This window comes from Amycolatopsis sp. FDAARGOS 1241, from assembly GCF_016889705.1.
In the GTDB taxonomy this organism is placed as follows: Bacteria; Actinomycetota; Actinomycetes; order Mycobacteriales; family Pseudonocardiaceae; genus Amycolatopsis.
In genome coordinates, this window is record NZ_CP069526.1 from 725,688 (window position 1) to 739,217 (window position 13,530).

11 protein-coding genes and 1 pseudogene are annotated in these 13,530 nt (G+C 70.4%); 1 reads left to right on the top strand and 11 read right to left on the bottom strand.

All coding sequences use genetic code 11. The annotated features are described in order from the left end of the window. Positions 1–16: 16 nt before the first annotated feature. The 8 genes from I6J71_RS03555 to I6J71_RS03590 are packed head-to-tail and all read right to left on the bottom strand — an operon-like array spanning position 17 to position 8,989. Positions 17–2,065, bottom strand: a complete 2,049-nt coding sequence (locus I6J71_RS03555; RefSeq protein ID WP_204093411.1) for an acetate--CoA ligase family protein — start codon at positions 2,063–2,065, stop codon at positions 17–19. Continuing rightward, entirely contained in the window at positions 2,065–3,246 is a 1,182-nt protein-coding gene (locus tag I6J71_RS03560) for an iron-containing alcohol dehydrogenase family protein (RefSeq protein ID WP_204093412.1), read from the bottom strand. Before I6J71_RS03560 ends, I6J71_RS03555 begins: the two co-directional genes overlap by 1 nt. 5 nt (positions 3,247–3,251) lie before the next feature. After that, complete coding sequence (locus I6J71_RS03565) at positions 3,252–4,373, bottom strand: mandelate racemase/muconate lactonizing enzyme family protein (RefSeq protein WP_204093413.1); 1,122 nt, start codon at positions 4,371–4,373, stop codon at positions 3,252–3,254. 25 nt (positions 4,374–4,398) lie between these two features. Next, complete coding sequence (locus I6J71_RS03570) at positions 4,399–5,103, bottom strand: ABC transporter ATP-binding protein (protein ID WP_204093414.1); 705 nt, start codon at positions 5,101–5,103, stop codon at positions 4,399–4,401. After that, the gene (locus I6J71_RS03575; RefSeq protein WP_204093415.1) at positions 5,100–5,894 is read right to left on the bottom strand and encodes an ABC transporter ATP-binding protein; all 795 of its coding nucleotides are present in this window, start codon (positions 5,892–5,894) and stop codon (positions 5,100–5,102) included. The genes I6J71_RS03570 and I6J71_RS03575 overlap by 4 nt, the downstream gene beginning before the upstream one ends. Next, a complete protein-coding gene (locus I6J71_RS03580) occupies positions 5,887–6,924 on the bottom strand; it encodes a branched-chain amino acid ABC transporter permease (protein ID WP_204093416.1) in 1,038 nt (345 codons plus the stop codon). The genes I6J71_RS03575 and I6J71_RS03580 overlap by 8 nt, the downstream gene beginning before the upstream one ends. Then, the gene (locus I6J71_RS03585; protein ID WP_204093417.1) at positions 6,921–7,775 is read right to left on the bottom strand and encodes a branched-chain amino acid ABC transporter permease; all 855 of its coding nucleotides are present in this window, start codon (positions 7,773–7,775) and stop codon (positions 6,921–6,923) included. Before I6J71_RS03585 ends, I6J71_RS03580 begins: the two co-directional genes overlap by 4 nt. A gap of 23 nt (positions 7,776–7,798) precedes the next feature. After that, positions 7,799–8,989, bottom strand: coding sequence for an ABC transporter substrate-binding protein (locus tag I6J71_RS03590; RefSeq protein WP_204093418.1), 1,191 nt, complete (start codon positions 8,987–8,989; stop codon positions 7,799–7,801). A 323-nt stretch (positions 8,990–9,312) separates the two neighbouring features. On the opposite strand from I6J71_RS03590, the gene I6J71_RS03595 reads away from it, so the two are divergent. Next, complete coding sequence (locus I6J71_RS03595; protein WP_204093419.1) at positions 9,313–9,918, top strand: helix-turn-helix domain-containing protein; 606 nt, start codon at positions 9,313–9,315, stop codon at positions 9,916–9,918. A gap of 343 nt (positions 9,919–10,261) precedes the next feature. Here I6J71_RS03595 and I6J71_RS50280 read toward each other — a convergent pair. The 3 genes and pseudogenes from I6J71_RS50280 to I6J71_RS03610 form a co-directional block, all read right to left on the bottom strand. Then, a pseudogene (locus tag I6J71_RS50280) lies at positions 10,262–10,655 on the bottom strand (aldehyde dehydrogenase family protein). A gap of 301 nt (positions 10,656–10,956) precedes the next feature. Then, positions 10,957–12,408: an argininosuccinate synthase gene (argG, locus tag I6J71_RS03605; RefSeq protein WP_204093420.1), complete on the bottom strand. Its 1,452-nt coding sequence runs from the start codon at positions 12,406–12,408 to the stop codon at positions 10,957–10,959. 268 nt (positions 12,409–12,676) lie between these two features. Next, a complete protein-coding gene (locus tag I6J71_RS03610; RefSeq protein WP_204093421.1) occupies positions 12,677–13,444 on the bottom strand; it encodes an NPP1 family protein in 768 nt (255 codons plus the stop codon). Positions 13,445–13,530: the final 86 nt, after the last annotated feature.

The window sequence follows — 13,530 nt, forward strand, 5'->3', positions numbered from 1 at the left end:
GTTCCCTTCCGTTGTGTCACTTCCGGCCGATGGCATCGATCGCCCGCACCCCGTGTGGCAGCACGACCACGGGGTTGAGCTCGACGAACGACACCGGTTGCTCGGCGAGCGCCGTGAACAGCGCGGTGATCGTGGTGTTCAGCGCGGCCACGTCCCGCGCGGGCTGACCGCGGTAGCCCGACATCAGCACGCCGAGCCGCGACTCCCGCAGGACGGCGAGCCGCTGCGCTTCGCTCCAGCCGTGCCAGAGCACGACCTGGTCGTCGAGCAGTTCGGCGGCGATCCCGCCGGGCCGGATCACCGCCGACAGCCCGTACTCGGGGTCGCGCAGCACGGCCACGAGCACCTCCCGCCCGGCACCGGCGCCCTGCTGCACCACGACTTCGTCCCCGTGCTCGGCGCAGACGGACGCGACCCGCTCGTACGCGTCCGCGAGCTGTTCTTCGCCGCGGACGACGGCGACCGCGCCGAGCTCGGACCGGTGCGCGATCGTCCGACCCGCGGCCTTGATCGCCACGGGGTAACCCCACCGGCGCGCCGCCCCCGCCGCGGCTTGCCGGTCAGGCGTGGAAACCCAAGGCGCCCAGGGGAAATCCGTCGGCAGCAGTGCCGCGATGTCCGGCAGTCCGAGGTACCCCGTCAGGTCTTCGGGCGCACGCAGCGCCGGCTCGACAGCGTCCGGTGAGCCCGCCAGCAGGCCGAGCGCCCGCACCGCGCGTTCCGGCGTCGGCACCACGGCCACGCGCGCGGCGGCGAGCCGCACGACGAGGTCTTCCGGGATCGGATCGTCCTCGCTGAGGTGGCTCAGGACCACCGGACTCGCGCCGGCGGGCCGCGCCGTCAGCACGTCGGCCAGCACGTCGCGGTCGTGGGCGAGACTGCTCTCCACCGCCACGACGACGTCGGACTCCGGCGCTTCGGACAACGTCGCCACGGTGCGCCCGAAGGTCTCGGTCTCGCCGAGGAAGGGCACGTCCATCGGGTTGTGCAGCTCCACCCGATCGGCCAGCACCGCCCGCAGCCGCCCGAGTGTCGGTGCTTCCCACGCGGGCAGTGACAGCGCGGGCGCCTGCTGCACGTGGTCCGCCAGCACCACGGCTCCGGCGCCCGAGACCGACGCGGCCGCCAGCCGCGGCCGCGGGGGCAGCGGCCCGACGATCTGCGCGGTGACGAGGCAGTCGGCCAGCTCCGCGATGCCCGGTACCCGCACGAACCCGGCTCGGCGCAGCACGGCGTGCGAGATGTCACCCGACCCGACCACGCGGCCGGTGTGCCCGCCCGCGGCGAGCTGGCCGAGGTCGCTGTCGGCGATCTTGACCACGAACACGCGCTTGCCCGTGCGGGCGATGGTGTCCGTGACTTCCGGCAGCCACTCGAGGTCGGTGATCGCCTCCAGGAACAGCCCGACGGTCTGCACGTCGTCGCGCGGCAGCAGCCCGGCCAGCAGTTCGAGCGCGCCCACGTCGAACTCGTCACCCGTGCTGAACCAGTGTGCGATGCCGCCGCCGCGGCGCAGGATCGACATCAGCAGCCCGTTGCCGCTGGCGCCGCTCTGCGTGATCAGCGCGACCGCACCCGTCCGCACCGGTCCGCGGCCCAGCACGCTCGAAAAGTTCAGGTGCGTGCCCGAGGCCACGCTCATGGTGCCCACGCAGTTCGGGCCGATCACGCGCAGCCGGCGATCGGGCGAGGCCAGGAACCGGTTCAGTTCCTGACGCGGCGCGCTGTCCGGGCGTTCGAAGCCGCTGCCGATCACGACGGCGACGCGCACGCCGCGGCTGTCTAGGTCGTGCAGGGCGCTCGGCACCTGGTCGGCGGGCAGGTTGACGATCGCCGCCTCGGCCGCGTCGACGGGCACGTCGAGCACGTTCGGCACGGCCGGGTAGCCGGCGACGACGGAGTGACGGGGATTGACGACCCAGACGTCGCCTGCGTACCCGTACTTGCCGAGGTAGGCCAGCGGCCGGCCGGCGGGCTTGGCCGGGTCGGCCGAGGCGCCGACCACGACCACACTGCGCGGCGCGGTGACGAGGTCGACGAGGCGGCGCTGCGCGAGCTCCGCCATCACGCGGCCCCGGTCACGGCACCGGCCCACGCGCGCCGCAGCACGCCCAGCACCGCGCCGGCGTCGGGAACCCGCTTGGGGTTGAAGAACAACCCGCGGTCCTGCATGACCTCGTCGGCCACGCGCTCCAGGTCGCCTTCCGCCAGCCCGGTGTCAGCCAGCGTCCGCGGGACGCCGGCCCGTTGCTGCACGAGCGCGGCCAGCACGGCGGCGCCGCCGGTCGTGCCGAGGCCCTTTCCCAGCGCGCGGGCCAGGATCGCCTGCTTCGCTTCGGTGTGGTCGTGGTTGTACTCCAGGACGTAGGGCAGCATCACGGAGTTCGCCACCCCGTGCGGCACGCCGTACGCGGCGCCGAGGACGTGGCACACGGCGTGGTGCAGGCCGACCCGCGCGTTGCTGATCACCAGGCCGCCGATGGCCGCGGCCGTCAGCGCGTCCTCGAGCAGGCCGACCGCCAACGGCCCGGTCGCACTGCCGATGCGCGGCAGCGTTTCGGCGAACCGCCGTGCGCCCTCGGCCGCGAGCGCGTCTGTGAACGGCGACGCCGATTTCGAGTACAGCGCTTCGGCGCAGTGCGCGAGCCCGTTCATGCCGGTGGTCAGCAGCAGCTCGGCGGGGACGTCGGTGAGCAGTTCGGGGTCGTAGACCACGACGCGCGACGCGACCTTCTGGTCCCAGAAAACGCGTTTGATGCCGCGCGCGTCCGTCGCGCCGCCCCCGGGTGTCACTTCCGCGCCGGACAAGGTGGTCGGGACCGTGACCACGGGGATCTTCGCCGCGGTGAGCTGCACGTGCCGCAGCTGATCGGGCGGCGTGAAGGTGCTGCACTTCGCCTCGAGCGGGAACCCCTCCGCCAGCAGGATCGAAAGCGCTTTCGCGGTGTCGCTCACGCTGCCGCCGCCGACGGCGACCAGCGCGTCGGGCGGGTCGTCGCGCAGCTGCCGGGCCATCGCCTCGGTGTCGGTGATCGGCGCGTGCGGCGCGATTTTGCCGAACTCGTGGCGCACGTCGAAGCCGCGCAACGCTTCGCGCGTAGCCTGGCCGGCGGCCGACGCCAGCGAGCGGGGGCTGCCGACGAGGCACACCGAACGGGCCGACAGAGCGGTGAGCTCGTCCGGTACCGTCGCGATCGTGCCGGCCCCCACGGTGAGCACCTGCCTTGCCTGGTCGTAGCGGAACACGCGGGTCAGCTCCTTTCCCCGGGCCGGTCGGTCCGGAAACGCGCGAGTGCGTCTTCGTCGATGGCGAACCCGAAACCGGGTCCGTCGGGGACCCGCAGGACCCCGTCCCGGATCACAGGCGGGCCGGTGACGAGATCGCCGTCGAGGTTGAGCAGGTAGGCGAGCTCGGCCGGGTGCGCGGCGGTGACCGGATTGGCGGCCGCGAATGCGGCACTCGTGTACGTGCCGATCGCCGAATCGCCCTGGCTGCCCACGATCGCCTGCGCACCCACGGCCGCGCAGAACTCGCGGATGCGTGTCGATGCGCGGATTCCGGTGCGGGCGAGCTTGATGCTGATCATCGTGCAGCGGCGGGCCAGGATCTCGGTGGCGACTTCGCGCGGCGTCGTGCAGCTCTCGTCGCCGAGCACGGGCACAGCCGACTTGGCGACGACGTCCGCGCGCCCGAGCACGTCCTCGGCCGGGCACGGCTCTTCGATCCACGCGAGCCGCGATTCCCTGGTGGCGTCGAGGAACGTCATCGCGTCGGCGGCCGAATAGCCGTGGTTGGCGTCGACGTAGATCAGTGCGTCCGGGTGCAGCTCGCGCAGCTGCCTGACGAGCCGCACGTCGCGGTCGAGATCGAGCCCGACCTTCACCTTGTAGCTCGTGATGCCGTGCTCCGCGCGCAGCGCCGCGGTTTCGGCCACGACCTCGTCGATCGAGCCCGCGCCGAGGATGGCCGTCACGCGGGCGTGCGGCGCGTACCCGCCGAGCAGCTCGTGGCAGGACACGCCGAGGGTTTTGCCGAGCGCGTCGAACATCGCCAGTTCCACCGCGCCGCGGGCGGTGGGGTTGCCGGCGAGGTGGCGCAGCCGATGCGCGAGCTCCTCGGTTTCGAGCAGGTCGAGCGACTGCGCGGCCGGCGCGATCACCGTGTCGATCACGTGCGCGATCGACACGCCGGTCTCGCCGTAGATCATCGGCCGCGGGATCGCCTCGGCCAGCCCGACGGCGCCATCGGCCGTGCGGACCCGCACGAGCAGGTGTTCCGCGTGGGTCAGCCGGCCCGTCGCGAACTTGACCTCGTGCTTGAGCGGGATCCGGAACGGGATGACGTCGATCGAGGAGATCTTGCTGGTTGTCACCTGTCGCACACCTCCAGGGGAGTTTTCACAGGAACGCGTTCTCGATGACCGTGCGGGTCAGCACCGCGCCGGCGGGGCCGCGCTCGACCTCACGGCCGAGGTTGAGCACCAGCACGTCGTCGCACAGTTCGCGCACGACCGTGAGGCTTTGCTCGGCGATCACCACCGCCGTGTCGGTGGTGCGCGCGAGCCGGGTCAGCGAGTCCACGAGCCCGCTGACCGCGATCGGGGACAGGCCGAGCGACGGTTCGTCGAGCAGCAGCACCCGCGGCTGCGCCACGACGGCCCGGGCGACGGCCAGTGCTTGCTGCTGTCCACCGGAAAGCCGGCCGGCGGCCCGGCGGCGAAGGTCGCGCAGCACGGGGAACAGCTCGTACGCGAACTCGATCCGGTCAGCGCGCTCGGCCCGCCCGCGCACCCGCAGGCCGCCCGCGTGCAGGTGCTCTTCGACGGTCAGGTCGCCGAACAGCTCGCGCGATTCGGGCACGAACGCGAGCCCGCGCCGCGCGCGGTCCCACGCCGGCACGCCGGTGAGGTCCTCGACGCCGAGCCGGACGGTCCCGGCGTGCGGCGTGACGATGCCGGCCAGCGCCTTCATCAGCGTGCTCTTGCCCGCGCCGTTGGCGCCGACGACACCGAGGTAACCGCCGGCGGCGACCTCGAACCCGAGGTCGTGCACCACCGGGATCCGCCCGTACCCGGCGTGGATCCCCTCCACCGCAAAGGTCATCGCAACGCTCCTTCGGCTCCCGGTCCGATGTAGGCGGCGAGCACGTCCGGGCGGCGCAGCACCTCGTCGGGGCTGCCGTCGGCGAGGATCTCGCCTTCGGCCAGCACCACGGTCCGGTCGGCGACGCGCCGGACGAACGCCATGTCGTGCTCCACGAAGATCACGGTCGCGCCCGCGGACCGCACGTAGTCGAGCACGCGGCCGGCCACCATCTCCTTGTCCTCCACGGGCATCCCGGCGCTGATCTCGTCGAGCAGCAGCAGTTCCGGCCGGCTCATCAGCGCGCGGCCGAGGTCGACGAGCCGGCGTTCGGGTGCCGACAGGAGGTCGACGTTCACCGCCGCGCGGTGCTCGATCTTCAGCTGCGCAAGCACTTCGTGCGCCCGTCGGACGAGCTGTTGCTCGGCCGCCATGAAGCCGCGGCCGCGCAGTACGGCGCCGAGGAACCGGCCGCGCCCGGCGAACGCGCCCGTGCACAGCTGGTCGAGCACCGGCAGCCCGGCGATGAGCCGCGAGTCCTGGAACGTGCGGCCCACGCCGAGCCCCGCCCGCCGCCACGCGCCGACTCGCGTCAGATCCGCTTCGCCGCGGGTGGTTCGCAGCGTGATCGCGCCACCGGCCACGGGGACGAGGCCGCTGATCGCGTTGAACAGCGTGGTCTTGCCCGCGCCGTTGGGCCCGACCAGGCCCGTGACGGAGCCGCGGGCGACGGCGAAGCTCACCCGGTCGACCGCCACCAGGCCGCCGAAGCGGACCTGCACGGCGTCGAGGTCGAGGATCGAGTCAGCCACGGCGACCACCCGTCGAACGCAGGTTCACCAGTGACCGCAGGCCGCCGGGGCGCAGCACCAGGATCACGAACAGGAGGCCGGCGTTGAGGTAGCTGCCGAAGCTCCCGCTGCTGGGCAGGAACTGCTGCACCACCACCATGATCAGCACGCCGGTGACCGCGCCCCACACGCTGCCGACGCCGCCGATCACGATCATCGTGAGCAGCAGCAGGGTCAGCTCCAGCGTAAAGTTCGTCGGCGTGATGAACGTGAGCACCGCGCCGAGCAGCACGCCGCCGAGCCCGCCGAGCAGGCTGCTGAACGCGAACGCGAGCATGCGCGCCACCGGCACGTTCACGCCCATCGTCGCGGCCGCCTTCTCGTCGGTGCGCACGAGGGCGAACGCGCGGCCGATCTTCGAACGCGTCATGCGCTGCACCACGATCAGCGCGACCGCGGCGAAGACCACCGCCAGCAGGTAGGCCTGGTCGCCGCCGAAGTCGACGAGGATCCCGTTGTCACCTTGCGTCGGTGGCCACAGCTGGATCGCCAGCAGAGCGGCCTGCGAGAACGCGAGCGTGAGCAGCGCCAGGTAGAGGTCGCGCGTGCGGATGATCGCGCAGCCGATGATCGTGCCGGCGACGGTGGCCGCGGCCGCGCCGACCAGCACTCCGGCGACCGGGCCGAACCGCGGCTGCGAAATCGCGTACCCGTAGGCCCCGAGCGCCATGAACGCGTTCTGGCAGAAGGCGAACTGCCCGGCCTGGCCGAGCACGACCGTGTAACCGAGCGCGGACACCAGGTACGCGCCGAAGAGCCCGACCACAGTCTGGACGTACGCGCCGGCGACGCCGGCCCACACGGCGACGACCACGGCGACGAGCACGACGCCGGTCGTCGTCCACAGTGAACCGAAGTAGCGCTTCTCGCCGGCCGGCGAGGTGACCGTGCCGGGTGTCGAGACACGCACCCGGCCCAGCCACTTCTCCACCGGCAGCGCGGAATCCCGGACGATCGCGCGCACGCGGCGCCCGACGGTGACAGTGGTCATGCGCGTGCTCCGAACAGTCCGGTCGGCCGCGTCAGCAGGATCACGAGCATCACTCCCAGCGAAACGAAGGCGCTGTAGCTGGCCCCGATCGCCCCCGACACGAGCGCTTGCACGACCCCGATCAGCAGCCCGCCCACGGCGGCGCCCGGCAGGCTGCCGAACCCGCCGAGCACCACGGCGGCGAAGCTGTCGAAGGTGTACTGCTGCCCGAGATCGGGGGAGAGCAGGTAGGTCGGGAAGATCAGCGCGCCGCTCAGGGCCGCGAGGCCGCCGCCGACGCACCACGCGAGCGTCGAAACCCGCGCCGGGTTCACGCCTACGACGGTGGCGCCGAGGCGGTTGCTCGCGACCAGCCGCATCCGCAGCCCGGCCGAAGTCCCGCGCAGCACCAGCGTGAGCACGGCGATGAGCACGAGGCTCACCACCATGAGCACCACGTCCATCGCCGACCAGCCGAGGCCCGGCACGATCGGCGAGCGGCCCGCGTACGGCGGCATCGACTTGGCCTCGGCCCCGAACGACGACAGGAACAGTCCACTCGCGACTTCCGTCACCGCGATGAGCACGATGATCTGCGCGAGCAGGCTCGCACCGCGCAAGGGGCGCAACGCGATCTGGTCCACGACCGCGCCCGACGCGACGCCGGCGGCGACCGCGCCGAGCATGACGAGCCAGGCGGGGTAGCCGTGCGTGGCCAGCTCCCAGGCGACGTAGCCGCCGAGGACCATCTGGCTGCCGTTGGCGAAGTTCACCACACCCGTCGCGCGGTAGACGAGCGTGAACCCGAGGGAGACGAGGGCGAGGGCGAACCCGTTGACGATTCCGGTGCCGAAGGTGGCGGTGGTGACCATCGATCAGTCCTCACAGAGCCGGGTCAGTTGGCGGTGAGCTGGTTCTGCGTGGTGTCGCTGCCGAAGAAGGAGACCTTGCCGCCGGAGATGCCATAGAAGTTGGTGCAGGAGTTGCCCTTGTGCGAGCTCGCGGAGAACGCGATGGGGCACGGCAGCTCCGGTGTCTTGAACGGCTTCATCGTCTCCAGGCCGGTGATCAGGCCTTCGGGCGTGGTGTCCTTCGCGTTCTGCAGGCCGGCGACGAACGCCTTGGCCGCGGCGTAGGCCTGCACGGTCCACACGATCGGCTCGGTGCCCGGGTGCTCGGCCTTCCACGCCTTCATGAAGTCCGCCGTGCACGGGTCTCCGACGGGGCACGCCAACGGGGTCAACGCGTAGTAGCGCACCTTCGGGTCCGACTTCGCGAGCTGGTCGAGCGAGGTGTTGGAACCCGCGAACGTGACCATCGGCAGGTAAGTCGCCTGGTGGATTTCGGCGTTGATGACCGCGGCCATCGGCGGCGCGGTGATGCCGAGCAGCACGGCGTCGACGCCGGCGTCCTTGAGGCCCTGCACTTGGCTGGTGGCGTCGGTGGCGTTGGCGGCGATCTTCTCGGTGGCATCGACGTTCAGGCCGTACTTCGCGAGCGCGGCCTTGGCGCCCGACAGCGCGGCGTCGCCGTACGCGTCGCTCTCCACCATCATGCCGACCTTCTTGGCACCCATGGAGTGCACAAGTTTCGCGATGCCGGTGGCGACGTCGTTGGAGGAGAACGCCGGTGCGAACGTGTACTTGTTGAGCGGCGTGGTCAGCTGCGGGTTGATGCTGCCCGGCGTGTAGAACGGGGTTTTCGTGCTGCTCGCGACCTGCATGGTCGACAGCGCGGTGGGCGTGAACGCGGGGCCGTAGAGCACGGAGACCTTGTCCTGCGTGATGTACTTGCGCGCCACCGTGACCGCGGTCGCCGGGTCGCTCGCGTCGTCGGCGTAGAGCAGTTCGACGGAGTGGCCGTTCACGCCGTTCTTCGCCAGGTCCGCGAAGGCGAGCTTCGCGGAGTCCTGGTACACGGCGTCGAACGCGGCGTCGGCGCCGGTGAGGCCGAACTGCACGCCGATCTTGAGACCGTCGCCGCTGGACCCGCTCGAGCCGCAGGCGGTGAGCGTCGCGGCCGCCGTGGCGACGGCCGCGACCAGCGCGAGAGTTCGGGGACGTCGCGCGCGTCCGGGGGAAGTCACCATCATTCCTCCGCGTCATTGGTTCGGATGATTCGTGGAGACGGACGCCGGCGGCGGGGACCAGATCCGCAGGAGGCGCACTGTGAGTGCAGATTTTTACTGTCACCTCAGTCGGGTGTCAAGGGTCACTCCGGTGATCTATCCGCTGTTCAGAGCCCTACTCCCTGCGTAAACCGGATGCAACGGTCGTTGTGAAATCGACATCCGGCGCAAAATGATCTTGAAATTAGCCTGCCATGTTTTACTGGTTGAACTCACGGTAAAACTTGTACAGTGGCTGTCTGACCTTCCGACCCCGACCCCCGCCGGCGCAGGAGCGACACATGGCCTCACCCCCCGAGCAGTCCGACGAGCCGCGCAGCACCTCGGAGGGCGTGCACATCGGCGCGAAACTGCGCGAGTGGCGCCACGACAGCCGCACGACGCTGACCGAGGTGTCGGAGGCCGTCGGGTTGTCGGTCGGCTACATCAGCCAGGTCGAGCGCGGTCGGGCCAACCCGTCGCTGGAAGCGTTGAAGCGCTTGGCGGACGTGCTCGGCCACACCGTCGGGGAGCTGTTCAGCAACGAGGCGCCGCCCGCGAACCCGTTGCGCTACTCGGTTTCCAAGCGGGGAGAGCGCAAACGCATCATGTACCCGGGCTCGGGGATCATGAACGAGCTGCTGAGCCCCGATCTTCAGCACCAGATGGAGGTGGTCTGGGTCGAGGCCCCGGTGGGCGCCACGAGCGGCGGCCACCCGCACTCCCACGTCGGCGAGGAGTGCGGCATCGTGCTCGCCGGCCAGATGATCTTCTGGGTCGGCGACGACGAGGTCAAACTCGAAGCGGGCGACGCGATCTACCTCGACTCGACCGTGCCGCACCGCTGGCACGTCGGCGAAGGCGAAGACCTGAAGGCCGTCTGGCTCATCACGCCGCCCACGTTCTAGCTGTGTTGTCTGCCTCGGCTTCGCCGAGGCGGCGAGATCGCTTGGACCCGGTTTCTTCCTTCCCGATGTGCTCGGCCCGCGGGGCCGAGCACATCGGGAAGGCCGGAAACCGGCGCGATCTCGCGCTGTGGTTCAGGAGGCGTTGTCACGCACCGGCATGGCTTGGTCCACGGGAATCGGTGTGAGCTCGCGGTGTGGCTCAGCGGGGGTTGAGACGCACCGGCATGGCTCGGTTCACGGGAATCGGTGTGAGCTCGCGATGTGGTCCAGCGGAGGGCTCAGGCGAGAAGCCGGCGAGGATCCCGTGGTGCGGTTGAGGCGTTGCCGGTTCAGGTGTCCAGCGTTAATGGGCTTTCAGGTCCGTGAACTCCGCCAGGCCGTAGCGGCCGAATTCGCGGCCGATGCCGGACTGCTGGTAGCCGCCGAAGAGGGCGAAGACGGTGAAGTCGCCGGCGTTCACGTCGACCTGCCCGGTGGGCCACCGCGAGCGCACGGTCGGGCTCGCCGAAGACGGCGAAGGTGAGGCCGTACTTGCTGTTGTTCGCGATGGTGACGGCTTCGTCCTCGTCGCGGTAGGTCGGCGCCGACAGCACCAGGCCGAAAGATTCCCCTTGCGCCAGCGCGGAATCCGAGTGGAGGTCCCGGCTCTCCGTCCTTGGGCGCCCAGCACCTCTGCCGCCACGCCGACGGGCCCTCACCCCGCGACCCGCGCCTTCTTCCGGCCCGGCCGAACACACCGCTGACCCACGCCCCGAGGCGGACCCGGCCTTGTGCCGTTGAACCGCGCGGCGAGGTCGGGCGGGTTTCTGGATTCGGCGATGTGCCGCTGAACCACGCCGCGCGGTCGGGCCGGTGTTGACCCGGCATCGCGGCGCTGAACCACACCGCGAGATCGCGCCGGTTTCTGGACTGAGCGAGGCGATCGGCCCCTCGGGCCGATCGCCTCGCGAGGGAAGAAACCGGGTTCAAGCGATCTCGCCGCCCCGGCGGAGCCGGGGCCGAAGATACAGCCGGGGCCGACGATACAGCTGAGGCAAATTAATCAGTTCCGGATTCCATGGCGGCACTGTCGAGGAGTTCGACGTCGTCGGCGCGGCCGCGGGAGGCGATGGCCTCCGCGCCGCCCTCGGGCATGGCGCCGATGAGGCCCGTGGCGGCGGCTTGGGCGGCGCCGATGAGGGCCGGGTGGGCGTTGGTGTTGCCGACCATGCCGAGGCCCGCGTACTGCTCGAGCTTGGCGCGGGAGTCGGCGATGTCGAGGTTGCGCATGGTCAGCTGGCCGATGCGGTCGACCGGGCCGAAGGCGGAGTCCTCGGTGCGTTCCATCGACAGCTTGTCCGGGTGGTAGCTGAACGCCGGGCCCGAGGTGTCGAGGATCGAGTAGTCCTCGCCGCGGCGCAGGCGCAGCGTGACCTCGCCGGTGATGGCCGTGCCGACCCACCGCTGCAGCGACTCGCGCAGCATCATGGCCTGCGGGTCGAGCCAGCGGCCTTCATACATGAGCCGGCCGAGGCGGCGGCCCTCGTTGTGGTAGCTGGCGAGGGTGTCCTCGTTGTGGATCGCGTTCACGAGCCGTTCGTACGCCGCGTGCAGCAGCGCCATGCCGGGTGCCTCGTAGATGCCGCGGCTCTTGGCCTCGATGATGCGGTTCTCGATCTGGTCGGACATGCCCAGGCCGTGGCGGCCGCCGATCGCGTTGGCCTCCAGCACCAGGTCGACGGACGTCGCGAACTGCTTGCCGTTGATCGACACCGGCCGGCCCAGCTCGAAGCCGATGGTGACGTCCTCGGCGGGGATCTCCACGTTCGGGTCCCAGAACCGCACGCCCATGATCGGGTCGACGATCTCGATGCCCGTGTCGAGGTGCTCGAGCGACTTGGCTTCGTGGGTGGCGCCCCAGATGTTGGCGTCGGTCGAGTACGCCTTCTCCGTGCTGTCGCGGTAGGGCAGCCCGTGGGCCACCAGCCACTCCGACATCTCCTTGCGGCCGCCGAGTTCGCTCACGAAGTCCGCGTCGAGCCACGGCTTGTAGATGCGCAGGCCGGGGTTGGCCAGCAGGCCGTAGCGGTAGAAGCGTTCGATGTCGTTGCCCTTGTAGGTGGACCCGTCGCCCCAGATCTGGACGTCGTCCTCGAGCATCGCGCGCACCAGCAGCGTGCCGGTGACCGCCCGGCCCAGCGGCGTGGTGTTGAAGTAGCTGCGGCCGCCGGAGCGGATGTGGAACGCGCCGCACGTCAGCGCCGCGAGACCCTCCTCGACCAGCGCCTCCTTGCAGTCGACGAGCCGGCCGAGTTCCGCGCCGTAGGTCGTCGCGCGGCCCGGCACCGACGCGATGTCGGGCTCGTCGTACTGGCCGATGTCGGCGGTGTAGGTGCAGGGGACCGCACCCTTGTCACGCATCCACGCCACCGCCACGGACGTGTCGAGGCCGCCGGAGAACGCGATGCCGACCCGCTCGCCGACGGGAAGGGAAGTGAGCACCTTGGACATGGGTATGATTATGCATCAGAATGTATGACCGTGCATAGGTGGGGTGTAAATCCGTGACGCAGATCGCCCCGCTGTGGTGTCTGCCCCGGCTCCGCCGGGGCGGCGAAATCGCTTGGACCCGGCTTCTTCCCCGCACGATGTGCTCGGCCCGGGGGACCGAGCACATCGTGCGGAAGAAACCGCCGCGATCTCGCGGTGTGGTTCAGCGGGCTTGGGGCCACCCTGGGTGGAGCGGCTGACACCCGCCGTCAGGAGGGAACCGCCTACGTCAAGCGCGCGGGTCGAACGGGATGCCGGATGGCAGTGAGGCCGCCAGCAGGTCGTTGAACCGGGCGTCGTTGATCTTGATCGTGGCCGCGCCGAAGTCAGCGGACATGAGCTTGTCCCGCAGCGACGTGGAGGGGTACCCGTCCCAGCCGACGAGCGGCGGGTAACGCCAGTTGTGGTAGAAGTTCTCCGGCGGTTCGTCGTTGTCGTTGGCCAGGCGGAAGAAGTGCGTGCCCAGGCCGTCCTTGTGGTAGACGACCTTCGGGTGCGAACCGTCGAAGCGCACCTGCGAGCGCGGGTAGGTGACCTGGCTGCTGTGCTGCGTCGTGGTCACGTACTCGACCTGGTTGGACGACTGGTTGATCCACGAGATCACGTGTTCCCAGTCGTGGCGGTGGCCGCCGAGGCCGCTGCCGTCCACGGCCTGGTCCTTCTCGAAGTAACTGGCGTAGACCACTGCGCACCAGCCGTTGTTGCACTTGGACCGGGAGTAGGTCTGGGAGTTGTCGAGGTCGGACTGGTCGTGGCAATTGCCGTTCACGGCGCCGGTGGTGTTGAGGCCGGGAGCGAGCGTGCCGTCCGGGCCGATGGCGGGGGTGGCGTAGCAGCCGTCGGTGTCGTAGTCGTACGCGGGCGAGAACGACTGCTCGTACCCGTTCGCGTTCTGAGGCAGGTTGTGCGGTGGATCGGCGTAAGCCGCGGCCGCCGGGATGACCAGCGCGAGGGCGGTGGCACAGACCACTGTGCCGAGCCGTTTCAAAGTTCCCATGGGGTCGACTTCCTCGTGGGGACGGGGGCGCTGATCATGCTGGCGCAGAAGATCGTCTCGCAGAAGGCGCACGACCCGAAAAGCCC

Bases quoted from the DNA above. Each gene is read 5' to 3' on its own strand.
- I6J71_RS03555 (WP_204093411.1), bottom strand. From the start codon at position 2,065: ATGGCGGAGCTCGCGCAGCGCCGCCTCGTCGACCTCGTCACCGCGCCG.
- I6J71_RS03570 (WP_204093414.1), bottom strand. From the start codon at position 5,103: ATGACCTTTGCGGTGGAGGGGATCCACGCCGGGTACGGGCGGATCCCG.
- I6J71_RS03580 (WP_204093416.1), bottom strand. From the start codon at position 6,924: ATGACCACTGTCACCGTCGGGCGCCGCGTGCGCGCGATCGTCCGGGAT.
- I6J71_RS03585 (WP_204093417.1), bottom strand. From the start codon at position 7,775: ATGGTCACCACCGCCACCTTCGGCACCGGAATCGTCAACGGGTTCGCC.
- I6J71_RS03595 (WP_204093419.1), top strand. From the start codon at position 9,313: ATGGCCTCACCCCCCGAGCAGTCCGACGAGCCGCGCAGCACCTCGGAG.
- argG (WP_204093420.1), bottom strand. From the start codon at position 12,408: ATGTCCAAGGTGCTCACTTCCCTTCCCGTCGGCGAGCGGGTCGGCATC.
- I6J71_RS03610 (WP_204093421.1), bottom strand. From the start codon at position 13,444: ATGGGAACTTTGAAACGGCTCGGCACAGTGGTCTGTGCCACCGCCCTC.